Genomic DNA, 13,778 nt, shown 5'->3' with positions numbered 1-13,778 from the left:
GGGAGAAAGTCTGCCGGGTTCGACCCGCACAGCCGCGGCCCGGCAGGTCAGAGGATAACCGGGAGCCGAACGGGCGAGCGCCCGCGGCGCCGGTGCGCGAGGGGAGGAGGGCTCCCCGGGCAGGAATCGAACCTGCGAAGACCAGATTCAAAGTCTGGGCGCCCGTGCCAGCAGAGCAACCGGGGATGGCAAGCACACCCTACGGGTTTCACGGCCTCAGCTCCACCACTATGGCGGTTCCCCGCCACGGGTCCAGGGCGGGTGCGACACGTCTTCCCTTCGGAGGCCGCATTACCTACGATGCCGTAAGTTACGGCTACGTAGGTACCGGCTTCGCCCCCCCAAGGACCGTCATGACCATTCAGGCCGACGAAGCGCGCCCGCAGGCCGCGGACCCCGCCCTCGTACCGTTGAACGCCACCATGAGCGGCGATCGGCAGGGACTCGCCGAGCGCGTCACCATAGGGCTCTTCATCGCGGTGCCCTTCCTCGCCGTGGTCGCCGCCGTGCCGGTGGCCTGGGGATGGGGACTCGGCTGGCTCGATCTGACCATCGCGACGGTGATGTACTTCCTCACCTGTCACGGCATCACCATCGGCTACCACCGCTACTTCACCCACGGCTCGTTCAAGGCCAACCGGGCCCTGCGGATCGCCGTGGCGATCGCCGGCAGCCTGGCCGTCGAGGGCCCGCTGGTGCGCTGGGTGGCCGACCACCGCAAGCACCACCGGTTCAGCGACAAGGAGGGCGACCCGCACTCCCCGTGGCGCTACGGCGAGAGCGTGCCCGCCCTGCTCAAGGGCCTGTGGTGGGCGCACATGGGCTGGCTCTTCGACGAGGAGCAGACCCCGCAGCACAAGTACGCGCCCGACCTGGTCAACGACCCGGACATCCGGCGGATCTCCCGGCTGTTCTGGCTCTGGACGCTGATCTCGATGCTGCTGCCGCCGCTGATCGGCGGGCTGGCCACGCTCTCCTGGCAGGGCGCGCTGACCGCGTTCTTCTGGGGCACCCTGGTCCGGATCGCGGTCCTGCACCACGTCACCTGGTCGATCAACTCGATCTGTCACGCGATCGGCGCGCGCCCCTTCAAGTCCCGCGACCGGTCCGGCAACGTCTGGTGGCTGGCCGTGCTCTCCTGCGGCGAGTCCTGGCACAACCTGCACCACGCCGACCCGACCTCCGCCCGGCACGGTGTGCTGCGCGGCCAGATCGACTCCTCGGCCCGGCTGATCCGCTGGTTCGAGCAGGCCGGCTGGGCGAAGGACGTCCGGTGGCCCAGCAGGGAGCGGATCGCCGCCCGCCGCACCGCATGAGGCGTGCGCTGAAGCATGATGTAGGGGTGAACGGGAGCAACGGAGACAGCGCGGCCGACCATCGAACCTCGCGGACAGAGGACGGTGGCCCGGCGCCCGCCCGTACGCGCTCCACGGCGCCGGCCCGCGGCGCGAAGACCCGTGGGCGGGTCCGGATGACCGGGAAGCAGCGGCGCGAGCAGCTGCTGGAGATCGGCCGGTCGGTCTTCGCCGAGCGCGGGTACGACGGCACCTCGGTGGAGGAGATCGCCGAGCGCGCCGGGGTGTCCAAGCCGGTGGTGTACGAGCACTTCGGCGGCAAGGAGGGGCTGTACGCGGTCGTCGTCGACCGCGAGATGCAGCTGCTGCTGGACATGGTCACCGGGGCGCTCACCGGCGGGCACTCGCGCGAGCTGCTGGAACAGGCGGCGTTCGCGCTGATGGACTACATCGACACCTCCACCGACGGCTTCAAGATCCTCGTCCGGGACTCCCCGGTGGCCCAGTCCACCGGCAGCTTCGCGTCGCTGATCAGTGACATCGCCGTCCAGGTGGAGGACATCCTGGGCCTGGAGTTCAAGTCCCGGGGCTTCGACGCCCGACTGGCACCGATGTACTCGCAGATGCTGGTCGGCATGGTGGCACTCACCGGCCAGTGGTGGCTGGAAGTGCGCAAGCCGCAGAAGGCCGAGGTGGCGGCGCATCTCGTCAACCTCGCCTGGCACGGGCTGGAGGGCCTGGAGCGGCATCCCAAGCTGGTGGGCGACCGAAAGGGCTGAACGGGCCCTGGGGAGATGGTGACCGTTGGCGGTCTTCCTCCTGGCGATCAGCGCCGCATGCTGCCTCGGACTCGGGTTCGTGCTCCAGCAGCACGCGGCGCAGCGCGCCCCACGTGACGATCTGCTGCACTGGCGCCTGCTGCTCGACCTGATGCGGATGCCGGACTGGCTGCTCGGCATCGGGTTCATGATCGGCGGCCAGGTGCTGAGCGCGCTCGCCCTGGACAACGGCGAGGTCTCGCTGGTGGAGCCGCTGCTGGCGACCAGCCTGGTGTTCGCGATGCTGCTGGCCCGGGTGCTCACCGGGCAGTCCCTGGGCCGCTCCGGCTGGGGCGGGGTGGTGCTGATCGCGGTCGGGGTCACCACGTTCATCGCCGCCGGGCGACCACAGGGCGGCGAGCCGCCGGAGAGCCAGCTGCGCTACTGGCTGGTCTTCGGGATCGTCGCCGGGCTGGCCCTGCTGCTGGTCGGCGTGGCCAGGCGGCTGCCGCTGCTGGAGGAGGCCACCCTGCTGGCCCTCGCCGCGGGCCTGCTCTACGGCCTGCAGGACGCACTCACCCGCTCGGTCGCCGAGAAGCTGGACGTCGACGGCCTGGGGGCCGTGCTCGCCACCTGGCAGCCGTACACCGTGGTGGTGATCGGCGTGGTCGGCCTGCTGCTGGTGCAGTCCGCCTTCGAGGCGGCGCCGCTGCGGATGTCGCTGCCCGCGCTGACCGCGGCCCAGCCGCTGACCGGGATCGCCTGCGCGGTCGGCTTCCTCGGCGACCAGGTGCGGACCACCCCCGCGGCGGTGGCCGGGCAGGTGATCGGCCTGGTCGCCGTCGTGGCCGGGGTGGCCCTGCTCGGCCGGCACCCGGCGATGCCCGGCTCGTCCTGAGCCCGTCCCCGGGCCTGCGGTGCCGCGGGGCCCGCGGGTCAGCGGCGCACGCCGACGGCGAAGACCCGGTGGAACGGGAAGACCGTGCCGTGCGGACCGGTCGGGTACGCCTCGCGCAGCAGGGCGCCGTACTCGGCGAGGAAGGACTCCCGCTCGGCCGGGTCGGCGAGGTGCCCGAGCACGGGCCGCAGCCCGGTGCCCTTCATCCACTCCAGCACCGGGTCGGTGCCCGGCAGCAGGGTGCGGTAGGTGGTCTCCCAGACGTCGGCGGCGCAGTCGGCCGCCAGCAGGGTGTGCAGGTACGCGTCGGGCTCGGGCATGTCCGGGCGGAGCCGGAGGTCGCCGAGGCGGGCGCGCCAGCGCGGGCCGCGGCGGAGCTCGTCGAGCAGGGTGTGGCTGGGCTGGTCGAAGTTGCTCGGCACCTGGAGCGCGATCACGCCGCCAGGCCGCAGCGCCCGGGCCCAGCGGGGCAGCAGGGCCAGATGTCCCTCGATCCACTGCAGGGTGGCGTTGGTGGCGATCAGGTCGGGCGCGGCCGGCGCGGGGTCGTAGTGCGTCGCGTCCGCGAGCAGGTACGCGGCGCTCGGCTCGCCCTCGGCGGAGCGGGCGGTGGCGAGCATCTCGGCCGAGCTGTCGATGCCGGTGAGGTCGGCGTCGGGCCACCGCTCGCGCAGGACGGCGGTGGAGTTGCCCGGGCCGCAGCCGATGTCCAGCACGGTGGGGGCGGCCGGGAGCTCGGGCACCCGGGCGAGCAGCTCGCCCAGCGGCCTGGTGCGGTGGTCGGCGAAGCGCAGGTACTGGTCGGGGTCCCAGGTGGGCATGGCTTCCTCGCTAAGTATCTCGACATCAAGATATCCACTCAAGGCTGCCTTTTGTTATCTCTTGATGTCAAGAGACTTCACATCGACACAACCACCGATACACTGATCGTCATGGAGGACGAGGTCGACCGGCTGGTCGCAGCATGGCGCCGCGAGCGCCCCGACCTCGACGTGGAGCCGCTCGAAGTGCTCAGCCGGGTCAGCCGGCTCGCCCGGCACCTGGACCGCGCCCGCCGGATCGCGTTCGCCGAGCACGGGCTGGAGCCCTGGGAGTTCGACGTCCTGACGGCCCTTCGACGGGCCGGCTCCCCCTACCAGCTCTCCCCCGGCCAGCTGCTCACCCAGACCCTGGTCACCTCCGGCACCATGACCAACCGGATCGACCGTCTGACCGGCAAGGGCCTGGTCAAGCGACTGCCCGACCCGGACGACCGGCGCGGCGTGCTGGTCCGGCTGACCGGCGACGGCCGCGACAAGGCCGACCAGGCCCTCGCCGGGCTGCTCGCCCACGAACGCGAACTGCTCGCCCAGCTCAGCGCCGGCCAGCAGGGCGAGCTCGCCGCCCTCCTGCGACAGCTCACCGCCCCCTTCGACCAGGCCGGCTGAGCCACCACCCCGCACCGTCCCAGGGCGCCGGGCCGTCCCGGCGCCCCCTTGGCGCACACCACCCGGGGGCCGGGTCAGAAACCGTCCGGGTACGGGCTGCTCAGCGCCGGTACCGCCTCGACCTCGGGGGTGCGGTACCCGGGCAGCAGCTCGGCCAGCCGGCGGCGGACCTCGATGTCGGAGTTGTCCGCCGCGGCCTCGTACAGACCGGTCAGCCCTCCGGCCAGGTCCTCCGGCACGGCCGAGTGCTCGGCCACCGTGGCGTAGATCCGGCTGTGCGCCGTCGGCAGCCGTTCCTCGCGCTCGGAGAACAGCGCCTCGTTCAGCTTCTCCCCCGCCCGCAGGCCGGTGTAGCGGATCTCCACCTCGTCCGCGCCCATCTGCACCTGCCGGGCGAAGTTGTGCACCAGGTCGACGATCCGTACCGGCTCGCCCATGTCCAGGACGAACACCTCGCCGCCCTCGGCCATCCGGCCGGCCTCCAGGACCAGCCCGACCGCCTCCTCGATGGTCATGAAGAACCGGGTGACGTCCGGGTGGGTGACGGTGACCGGACCGCCGCTGCGGAACTGCTCGGCCAGCACGGACAGCAGCGAACCGCGGGAGCCGAGCACGTTGCCGAACCGGACGGCGGTGAACACCCCCGTCCCCAGGTTGCGCGCGTCCCGCGCGTTGGCCTGCACGATCAGCTCGGCCAGCCGCTTGCTGGCGCCGAGCACGGAGGTCGGGTCGGCGGCCTTGTCGGTGGAGATCAGGACGAACCGCTCCACGCCGGTGGCCAGCGCCGCCTCCACCAGGTTGTCGGTACCGAGCACATTGGACTTCACCGCCTCGGAGGGATGGCGCTCCAGCAGCGGCAGGTGCTTGTGCGCGGCCGCGTGGAACACCACCTCGGGCTTGAGGTCGCGGAATATCTGCTGGATCCGCGGCCGGTCCCGGATGTCCGCGATCACCAGCGAGTCGTCGGTGAGCAGGGCCTCGCCCCAGATCTCCAGCTGGAGCCGGTGCAGGTTCGACTCGTCGTGGTCCAGCATGTAGAGCTCGGCCGGCCCGAAGGCGTTGACCTGACGGCAGAGTTCACTGCCGATGGAGCCGCCGGCGCCGGTCACCAGCACCCGGCGGCCCTCGATCACCGCCCGGACGTCCGGCGACACCACGTGCAGTTCGGCCCGGCCGATCAGCTTGTTCACGTCCAGACTGCGCAGATCCGATCCGACCACCTCCCGGCGCAGGGCGGACAGGAAGGACGGCAGGTAGCGGACCGCGACCCCGGCCGCCGCCGCCGCGGTCGCGAGCGCCCGGACCTTGCGGTGGGGCAGGCCGGGGATGGCCAGCACCACCACCTGCGCCCGGTGCTTCACGGCCAGTTCGGTCAGGTCGGCCAGCCTGCCGAGGACCGCCACACCGTCGATCTCCAGACCGGCCTTGGCCGGGTCGTCGTCCAGCACGCCGACCGGGGCGAGCCCGAACTCCGGGGTCCGGCCCAGGTCACGGACCAGCGCGGAGCCGGCCGCGCCGGCTCCGATCACCAGGGTCCGCAGACCCGTCGAGCTGTCAACTTGCCGTGGAATGCGCATGGTGAATGGATCCAGGCGTGCGGCATTGCTGTGCGGCGACATCTGTCCTCCGGTTTCCCTGACCTGACGGAGTCGGTATCTGGGTGTGGCGGGGGCTGGTCAGCCGGCGCCGGGGCCTGTGGTCGAGGCGACGGTGTGAGCGGGTAGCGACGGGGGCGGCGGCTCGGCCGGCGAGATCCCCGCCCGCCGCGCCACCGCGACGGCCGCGAGGGTGGAGTGCACCCCCAACTTGCCGAGGACGTTCTGCATATGCGTCCGGACGGTGTGCGGCGAGAGGTACAGCCGCTCGGCGACCGCCTGGCGGCCGAGGCCGGCCACCATGCAGCGCAGCACCTCCTCCTCCCGCGGGGTGAGCGCCGCGACCAGCCGCTCGCTCTCCGAACGGTCCCGCCGGGCCGAGGTCAACTCCCGGACCACACCGGTGAGCAGGGCGGGCGGCAGGAACGTCTCGTCCCGCAGCACCCCCCGGACCACGGTCATCAGGGTGCCGAGCGAACTCTCCTTCGCCACCCAGCCGCTGGCCCCGGCGTGCAGGGCCCGGACGGCCCGGCGGGGGTCGTCCTGCGCGGCCAGCACGACGGCGCGCAGCTCGGGGTGGCTGCGACAGACCCTGGCCAGCAGTGCGATCCCGTCGCCGGTGCCCCTGGCGGGGGCGGCCGGTGTGGGCTCCCGCTGGAACTGCGGCACCGGGCGGACCGCCGCCGGCCCCTGGTGTCCGGCGGGCTGCTGCGGGCCCGCCGGCTGTGACCGGGCGGCCGGCAGCAGGCTCGGCCGGCGCGGCACCGGCACCGTGTACGGGCCCCTGCGCGACTCCGACTGCTCCTGTTCGGACGGACTCTGACGGTGCGCCGGCGACGGCGCGGCGGACTGCGGGGCCGGTCCGAGATCGGCGTCGATCAGCACCACGTCGTAGGCGCGGTGCTCGGTGACGGCCCGCTCCAGAGCGCGTTCGGCCGCCGCCGCGGTGCCGGCCGCACCGACGTCCACGTCGGGCTCGCCGGCAAGCGCCGCGGCCAGTGCCTCGGCGAAGATCCGGTGGCTGTCGACCACCAGGACGCGAATCCGCCCCATCGTCCCTTCCCCCCTGCTCCGGCCCCGGCCCCCACCGGCACCGGACTCAGCGTACGGGGGTCGGGGACGGACGGGTGGGGGTTTGGTGAAGTTTCGCCACGCTGTGGGGATTTGGTCCGCTCAAGCGGCGGATGGGGCTCCGCACCCGTCCGCACCGGCGAACCGCCGTCGACCAGGGCGTTCGCCCGCCGGGCCGGGCCGGGCACCCTGCGGCGGGCCGGACCGGCCGACCCGGGCCGAGGGGGCCGCAGCGGCCCGGGCGGGGGCCGGTGCGCCGGCGAACCAACCATCGGCAAGGGAAGGAGAGTTGGACGACCGCGCCGCCGCACTCGGGCGGAGTGCGGCGGCGCGGTCGACGGTCGGGGCGGTCGGTCGGGGCGGTCGCTCGTCGGGGCGGGTCGGTCCGCACCGGCCGGGCTCAGGCCAGCCGGCGCGCCCCGGCGGACGGGAGGGCGGTGAAGAGCCCGGGCTCGGCGTGTCCGGCCGCCGCGAAAGCCGCACCGACGGCCTTGGCCACCTGCTCCGCCCCCGCCTCGGCGACCAGCGCGACGACCGAGCCGCCGAACCCGCCGCCGGTCATCCGGGCGCCGAGCGCCCCGGCGTCGACCGCGGCGGCCACCGCCAGGTCGGTCTCCGGGCAGGAGACCCCGAAGTCGTCCCGCAGCGAGGCGTGCCCGGCGGACAGGATCGGTCCGAGCCCGGCCAGGTCTCCCGCGTCGAGCAGCGCGACGGCCTGCTCCACCCGGGCGTCCTCGGTGACCACGTGCCGTACCAGCGGCCGCAGTTCGGCGGGCAGCCGGGCCAGCGCACCGTCCAGCGCGGCGAGCGGCAGGTCGCGCAGCGCGGGCAGGCCCAGCAGGGCGGCGGCCCGCTCGCAGCCGGCCCGCAGCCGGGCGTAGGCGCCGTCGCCGAGGTCGTGCTTGACCCGGGTGTCGACCACCAGCAGCCGCAGGCCCTGCCCCGCCAGGTCCAGCGGCACCTGGCGCTGCGTGAGGTCGCGGGTGTCCAGGAACAGCGCACCGCCCTCGGCGCAGCACAGCGAGGCCATCTGGTCCATCACCCCGCACGGCACCCCGACGAACGTGTTCTCCGCCCGCTGGGCAATCAGTGCCAGCTCGGCCGGGGCCAGCCCGAGCCCGTACAGCCCGTCGCAGGCCGCGGCGAGCACGCACTCCAGGGCCGCCGAGGAGGACAGCCCGGCCCCGGTGGGCACGTCGCTGTCGATGTGGACGTCCAGCCCGCCGACCGGGTGGCCGGCCTCCCGCAGCGCCCAGACGACGGCCGCCGGGTAGGCGGCCCAGCCGGTGACCCCGCCGGGGGTCAGCCCGGCGGGCCCGACCTCGGTCACCCGGCCGTCGCCCTGCTCGCTGTACAGCCGCAGCAGGTCGTCGTCGCGGCGCCGGACGGTGGCCTTCGCGGTGTGCGGGAGGGCGATCGGCAGCACGAAACCGTCGTTGTAGTCGGTGTGCTCGCCGATCAGGTTCACCCGGCCCGGCGCCGCCCAGACCCCGTCCGGGGCGGCACCGAAAACGGACCGGAAGTCGGTCATACGCGGTTCTCCAGGGTGAAGTTCCAGGCGTCGGCGACGATGTCGTCGAGCTCGGGGCGGCGCGGCTGCCAGCCGAGCGCCTGGTGGGCGCGGTCGGCGGAGGCGACCAGGACGGCCGGGTCGCCGGGGCGGCGCTCGCTGACCACCACCGGGATCTCACGGCCCGTCACCCGGCGCACCGACTCGATCACCTCGCGGACCGAGAAGCCGGCCCCGTTGCCGAGGTTGCAGATCAGGTGCTCGCCGGCCTTGGCCGCGTCCAGCGCCAGCAGGTGCGCGTCCGCCAGGTCGGCGACGTGGATGTAGTCGCGGATGCAGGTGCCGTCCGGGGTCGGGTAGTCCTCGCCGTAGACGGCGATGTGCGGACGCTGACCGAGCGCGGCCTGGAAGACCAGCGGGATCAGGTGCGACTCCGGCTCGTGCCGCTCGCCGTACGCGCCGTAGGCCCCGGCCACGTTGAAGTAGCGCAGCGAGACGGCGGCCAGGCCGTGCGCGGCGCACTCGCTGGTGATCAGGTGGTCGACGGCCAGCTTGGTGGCGCCGTAGGTGTTGGTGGGCGCGGTGCGGGCGGTCTCGGCGATCGGCACCGACTCCGGCTCCCCGTAGACGGCGGCGGTGGAGGAGAAGACCAGCTTGCGCACGCCCGCCTTGCGCATGGCGCTGACCAGTTCGAGCGAGCCGGCCACGTTGTTGCGCCAGTACTTCTCCGGGTCCGCGACCGACTCGCCGACCTGGGAGGAGGCGGCGAAGTGCAGCACCGCGTCGAAGCTGTGGTCGAGCACGTCCGCGGCGTCCTGGATCCGGCCCCGGACGAACTCCGCGCCCTCGGGCACCCCGGCGAGGAAGCCGGTGGACAGGTCGTCGAGCACCGTGACCTGGTGCCCGGCCTCCAGCAGGTGCGCGGCCACGACCCCGCCGACGTAACCGGCGCCACCGGTGACCAGGTACTTACTCATGATGCGACCTCCCGCAGGCGCTGCGCCGCCGCCTCGGGCGACACATCGTTGATGAACGCGTCCATGCCGGACTCCGTGCCGGCGAGGAACTTGAGCTTGCCCACCGTACGCCGGATCGTGAACAGCTCCAGATGCAGCGCGAGCTCCTCCCCCCGGAGTGCGGGCGCCTGGTGCCAGGCCGCGATGTACGGCGCCGGTGCGGCCGGACCATTCTCCCCCGACTCGGTGAACAGCCGGTCGAAGCGCCGCAGCAGCTCCAGGTAGAGCCCGGGGAACTCGGCCCGCTCGGCCTCGTCGAGGGCGGTCAGGTCGGGCACCCGGCGGTTCGGGTACAGATGCACCTCGTACGGCCAGCGGGCGGCGAACGGGACGAACGCCGTCCAGTGCTCGCCCGACAGGACCACCCGGACGGGGTCCGCGCGCTCGGCCGCGAGCAGGTCCTCGAAGAGGTTGCCACCGGTCCCGGCGCGGTGCAGCGCGGCCGAGGCGATCATGCGCTCGGTGCGGGCGGTGGCGAACGGGAAGCCGTAGATCTGGCCGTGCGGGTGAGCCAGCGTCACCCCGATCTCCGCACCGCGGTTCTCGAAGCAGTAGACCTGCTGGATGCCCGGGGCGGCGGACAGTTCCGCGGTGCGGTCGGTCCACACGTCCAGCACCAGGCGGGCCTTGGCGGGCGACAGGTCGGCGAAGGAGGCGTCGTGGTCGGCGGTGAAACAGACCACCTCGCAGCGGCCGACGCCCGGCCCGCCGGTGCGGACCGGGTCGGTGCGCACCGGGACGTGGGCGGCGGCGTCGGCCGCGAGCGAGGGAAAGCGGTTCTCGAAGACCACCACGTCGTAGTCGGCACCGGGGATCTCGCTCGGGCGGCCGGGCCGGGAGGGGCACAGCGGGCACTGGTCGGCCGGCGGGTGGTAGGTGCGGGCCTGACGGTGGGCGGCGACGGTCACCCAGTCACCGGTGGCCGGGTCCCGGCGCACCTCGGAGAGGCTGGTCGGGGCGTCGAGCGGGCGCTGGTCCACGGCGTTCCGCAGGACGTCGGAGTCCGTGTCGTAGTAGATGAGTTCGCGGCCGTCCGCGAGTTTGGTCGTGGTCTTCTTCACGGCCTCCGCCTTCCAGGATCCTACTCAAACATTTTCAAACACAAACAACCACCAGTCAACAGTTAGCGGCAGGCGAGATCGACGGAGGGCGCCCGAAGGCTGAGCGAACTCGGGGTGACACCGCGACGACACGGCGGCGACAGGGCAGCGGGCGTCAGGACACGGAGGACGGACGGGCCGGAGGACTTCACGGCCCCGCACCAGGTCGGACGGGTGACGCGGCGCGGCTCAGGAGGCGGCGCGGCACAGGAGAAGGCCGCGCTACGGAAGGCGGCGGAGCCGTTCGAGCAGACCGGAACGGGCCGCGACGGCCGCCGCCTCCAGCCGGGTCCTGGCCCCGAGCTTCATCAGCACCCGCTGCACATGGGTCCGCGCGGTGCTGGAGGCGATTCCCATCCCGGCCGCGATCGCGGCCGTGTCCTGCCCCTCCGCGATCCGCGCCAGCACCTGGGTCTCCCGACGGGTCAGCTCCCGCAGCAGCCGCAGCGCCTCGTCGTCCGGCTCGGCGGCCGGCCACAGCAACTGCTCGAAGGCCCCGCGCAGCACCTCCACCGCGACCGCCGCCTCCCCGGCCCGGACCCGGGTGATCGCGCGCTCCACCACCTCGATCCGCTCGTCCCCCCGGACGTATCCCGCCGCACCGGCGGCGAAGGCCGCCGCGACCCGGGCCGGCTCCCCGACCGGGCCGAGCACCACCACGCAGATCTCCGGGCGCTCCCGCCGCAACCGCCGCAGCGGCTCGAACGCGTCCCGGTCCGGCCCCCCGGACCGGGTGCCCGGCGCAGCGCCCGCGGCCATCCCCAGCAGGCAGACCTCGGGACGGCAGCCCGCCACCAGGTCCACGGCGGAGGCGGCCGGGGCCCCGACCGCGAGCACCCGGTGGCCGCGCTGGTGCAGTGCCGCCGCGAGCGCCTCGGCCAGCAGCCGGTGGTCGTCCGCCACCACGAGCCGAACGCCCATGGGCGCCCTCCCAGTCCCCGTCCGGCGGTGCACGACCGGCCCACGTCTCCCGTACCGGCACCGCGGACCGCGTCGCAGGCCGCCGTTGACGCACCATCACAGCGCATCGGGTACCGCCACCGCTAGGGCGCGTACCCGGCGTCACCCCGCCGGGTACGCGCCGGGCGCAGAGATCGGGGCCGGGATCAGGACCGCGATCAGGACTGCGGTCAGGACTGCGGTCAGGACCGGGAAACGGCGAAGGCCCCCGCCTTTCGGCGAGGGCCTTCGTACTCCTTGCGGAGCCCCCATGCGGAATCGAACCGCAGACCTTCTCCTTACCATGGAGACGCTCTACCGACTGAGCTATAGGGGCCGGTGCAACGAGGAAGACACTACATGGTCGTCGGCCGGAACGTGAAATCGATCCCGCGACCGAGCCCTCCCCGCTGCCGCCGGCCGCCGTCAGCTCCGCTGCGGCGCCCCAGGGCCGGCCGGGGCCGGGATCGGGACCGGCCGCCCGGTCAGCACCCGGCCGCGGGTCTCGGGCAGGGCGAGCAGACAGACCAGCGAGAGAGCGCCGAGCCCGGCGAGGTACCAGCCGACCGGCTGCGCGGTCCCGTAGGCGGCGGTGAGCCGGGTCGCCACCAGCGGCGCCGTGGCGCCGCCGACCACCCCGCCCAGGTTGTAGGTCAGCGCCGCCCCGGTGTACCGGACCCGGGTGGGGAAGAGCTCCGGCAGGTAGGCGGCCATCGGGCCGAGCATCGCACCGAGCAGGGCCATCGCGGTGACCAGCGCGAGCGCGACCAGCGCCGTCCGGCCGGTCTCCAGCAGCGGGAAGAGCGCCACCGACCAGAGCGCGCCGAGCAGGGTGGCCAGCTGCAGCACCCGGCGCCGGCCCCAGCGGTCCCCGGCGTCCGCGCTCCACCACACCGAGCCGGCCATGACCACCGTGCCGGCCAGCAGCAGCGCCAGCACCAGCGTCCGGGCCAGCCCCAACTCGGTGGTGGCGTAGGCCAGGGCGTACGTGGTGGTCAGGTAGAACAGCCCGTACCCGACCATCAGGGCGCCGCCGCCGAGCAGGACCGGCCGGCGGTGCTCGCGCAGGACCTCCAGCACCGGCACCCGGGCCCGGTCGCGCTGTTCCCGGAAGACCGGCGTCTCGGCGATCCGCAGCCGGACGAACAGTCCGACCCCCACCAGCAGGACCGAGGCCAGGAACGGCAGCCGCCAGCCCCAGGCCAGGAAGGCCCGCTCGGGCAGCCACTCGGCCAGCGCCAGGAAGGCCGCGGTGGCCAGGAAGAAGCCCGCGCACGGCCCGAGTTGCAGGTACCCGCCGTACCGGCCGCGGCGCCCGGGCGGCGCGTACTCGGCCAGCAGCAGCGCCGCCCCACCCCACTCGCCGCCCAGCCCGATGCCCTGGCACAGCCTCAGCACGGTGAGCAGCACCGGCGCCCAGACGCCCCACTGCCCGTACCCGGGGAGCAGGCCGACGGCCGCCGTCGAGACACCCATCAGCAGCAGCGACACCACCAGCGTGGTCTTGCGGCCCAGCCGGTCCCCGAAGTGGCCGAAGAGCACCGCGCCCAGCGGGCGGGCCAGGAAGGCCGCCGCGTACACCGAGAAGGCCGCCAGCAGCGCGCCGGTGGCGCCGAGGCCGGGGAAGAACACCCGGCCGAAGACCAGGGCCGCCGCGGTGCCGTAGATGAAGAAGTCGTAGAACTCGATCGCCGTGCCGATCAGTGCGGCGGCGGCGACCCGGCGAAGGCCCGCGGGGGCGCCGCCCAAGGCGGTGTCAGATGTCATAGCGCCCACCCTGAGGGGGCTATGACCTGCGAGGACAGCAGGCACAAGGGTGATTCGGGAGCGTACGGACTGTCGCCCGCCGGGGGTGGTGCGCAGGGCCGCACGCGGCGGTATGGTGTGCGCTCCCGGTGCGGAAGGGTGCGGCCATGGGAGATCTGTTCGAGGACCAGGGTGTGGTCGAGCGGCTGCTCGCGGTCGTGGGTCTCGGGGTGAGTCTGCTGTTGCTCGACCTCGGGATCACCCAGCACCGCCACGGCGGTTCGATCGCCTGGGTGGTGATCGCCGTCGTCCTGGTGCTGGCCTCCTGCTGCGAGACGGCCCGCCGGTTCCGCTCGCGCCGCTGAGGCACGCGGGCCACGCCGGCCGTCGGGCTGTCCGGCCCGACCGCGCCGGGCCCCGCCC

13 protein-coding genes and 2 tRNA genes are annotated in these 13,778 nt (G+C 73.7%); 5 read left to right on the top strand and 10 right to left on the bottom strand.

What is annotated here, in order from left to right; genetic code table 11:
- Window positions 1-111: 111 nt before the first annotated feature.
- Window positions 112-186, bottom strand: a tRNA-Gln gene (locus OG871_RS22490).
- A gap of 167 nt (window positions 187-353) precedes the next feature.
- Between OG871_RS22490 and OG871_RS22485 the strand changes: the two genes are divergently transcribed.
- The 3 genes from OG871_RS22485 to OG871_RS22475 are packed head-to-tail and all read left to right on the top strand — an operon-like array spanning window position 354 to window position 2,951.
- Entirely contained in the window at window positions 354-1,316 is a 963-nt protein-coding gene (locus OG871_RS22485; RefSeq protein WP_371498774.1) for an acyl-CoA desaturase, read from the top strand.
- The gene (locus tag OG871_RS22480; protein ID WP_371498773.1) at window positions 1,313-2,074 is read left to right on the top strand and encodes a TetR family transcriptional regulator; all 762 of its coding nucleotides are present in this window, start codon (window positions 1,313-1,315) and stop codon (window positions 2,072-2,074) included. Before OG871_RS22485 ends, OG871_RS22480 begins: the two co-directional genes overlap by 4 nt.
- A gap of 25 nt (window positions 2,075-2,099) precedes the next feature.
- Window positions 2,100-2,951 (top strand): DMT family transporter, encoded by an 852-nt coding sequence (locus tag OG871_RS22475; protein WP_371498772.1) that lies wholly within the window; start codon window positions 2,100-2,102, stop codon window positions 2,949-2,951.
- A 38-nt stretch (window positions 2,952-2,989) separates the two neighbouring features.
- Here OG871_RS22475 and OG871_RS22470 read toward each other — a convergent pair whose 3' ends face one another.
- On the bottom strand, window positions 2,990-3,772 hold the full coding sequence (locus OG871_RS22470) for a methyltransferase domain-containing protein (protein WP_371498771.1): 783 nt from the start codon (window positions 3,770-3,772) through the stop codon (window positions 2,990-2,992).
- A gap of 111 nt (window positions 3,773-3,883) precedes the next feature.
- On the opposite strand from OG871_RS22470, the gene OG871_RS22465 reads away from it, so the two are divergent.
- Window positions 3,884-4,378, top strand: coding sequence for a MarR family winged helix-turn-helix transcriptional regulator (locus OG871_RS22465; RefSeq protein WP_371498770.1), 495 nt, complete (start codon window positions 3,884-3,886; stop codon window positions 4,376-4,378).
- Window positions 4,379-4,452: 74 nt separating this feature from the next.
- Here the strand turns inward: OG871_RS22465 and OG871_RS22460 are convergent, their stop codons facing one another.
- The 8 genes from OG871_RS22460 to OG871_RS22425 all read right to left on the bottom strand — a co-directional run bounded on the left by OG871_RS22460 (window position 4,453) and on the right by OG871_RS22425 (window position 13,376).
- On the bottom strand, window positions 4,453-5,955 hold the full coding sequence (locus tag OG871_RS22460; RefSeq protein ID WP_371498769.1) for a polysaccharide biosynthesis protein: 1,503 nt from the start codon (window positions 5,953-5,955) through the stop codon (window positions 4,453-4,455).
- Between the two features lie 99 nt (window positions 5,956-6,054).
- Entirely contained in the window at window positions 6,055-7,026 is a 972-nt protein-coding gene (locus OG871_RS22455; RefSeq protein ID WP_371498768.1) for a LuxR C-terminal-related transcriptional regulator, read from the bottom strand.
- 418 nt (window positions 7,027-7,444) lie between these two features.
- Window positions 7,445-8,575: a galactokinase gene (galK, locus tag OG871_RS22450; protein WP_371498767.1), complete on the bottom strand. Its 1,131-nt coding sequence runs from the start codon at window positions 8,573-8,575 to the stop codon at window positions 7,445-7,447.
- Entirely contained in the window at window positions 8,572-9,531 is a 960-nt protein-coding gene (galE, locus tag OG871_RS22445; protein ID WP_371498766.1) for a UDP-glucose 4-epimerase GalE, read from the bottom strand. Before galE ends, galK begins: the two co-directional genes overlap by 4 nt.
- Window positions 9,528-10,631, bottom strand: a complete 1,104-nt coding sequence (gene galT / locus OG871_RS22440) for a galactose-1-phosphate uridylyltransferase (RefSeq protein WP_371498765.1) — start codon at window positions 10,629-10,631, stop codon at window positions 9,528-9,530. Before galT ends, galE begins: the two co-directional genes overlap by 4 nt.
- A gap of 261 nt (window positions 10,632-10,892) precedes the next feature.
- Window positions 10,893-11,591: a LuxR C-terminal-related transcriptional regulator gene (locus OG871_RS22435; protein WP_371498764.1), complete on the bottom strand. Its 699-nt coding sequence runs from the start codon at window positions 11,589-11,591 to the stop codon at window positions 10,893-10,895.
- 282 nt (window positions 11,592-11,873) lie between these two features.
- Window positions 11,874-11,946 (bottom strand) — tRNA-Thr (locus tag OG871_RS22430).
- Between the two features lie 89 nt (window positions 11,947-12,035).
- Complete coding sequence (locus OG871_RS22425; protein ID WP_371498763.1) at window positions 12,036-13,376, bottom strand: MFS transporter; 1,341 nt, start codon at window positions 13,374-13,376, stop codon at window positions 12,036-12,038.
- A 146-nt stretch (window positions 13,377-13,522) separates the two neighbouring features.
- Between OG871_RS22425 and OG871_RS22420 the strand changes: the two genes are divergently transcribed.
- A complete protein-coding gene (locus OG871_RS22420; RefSeq protein ID WP_371498762.1) occupies window positions 13,523-13,720 on the top strand; it encodes a hypothetical protein in 198 nt (65 codons plus the stop codon).
- Window positions 13,721-13,778 lie beyond the last annotated feature (58 nt).

This window comes from Kitasatospora sp. NBC_00374 (assembly GCF_041434935.1).
Taxonomy (GTDB): domain Bacteria; phylum Actinomycetota; class Actinomycetes; order Streptomycetales; family Streptomycetaceae; genus Kitasatospora.
The sequence above is the reverse complement of the archived record's forward strand: the minus strand, read 5'-3'. Positions and strand labels throughout refer to the sequence as shown.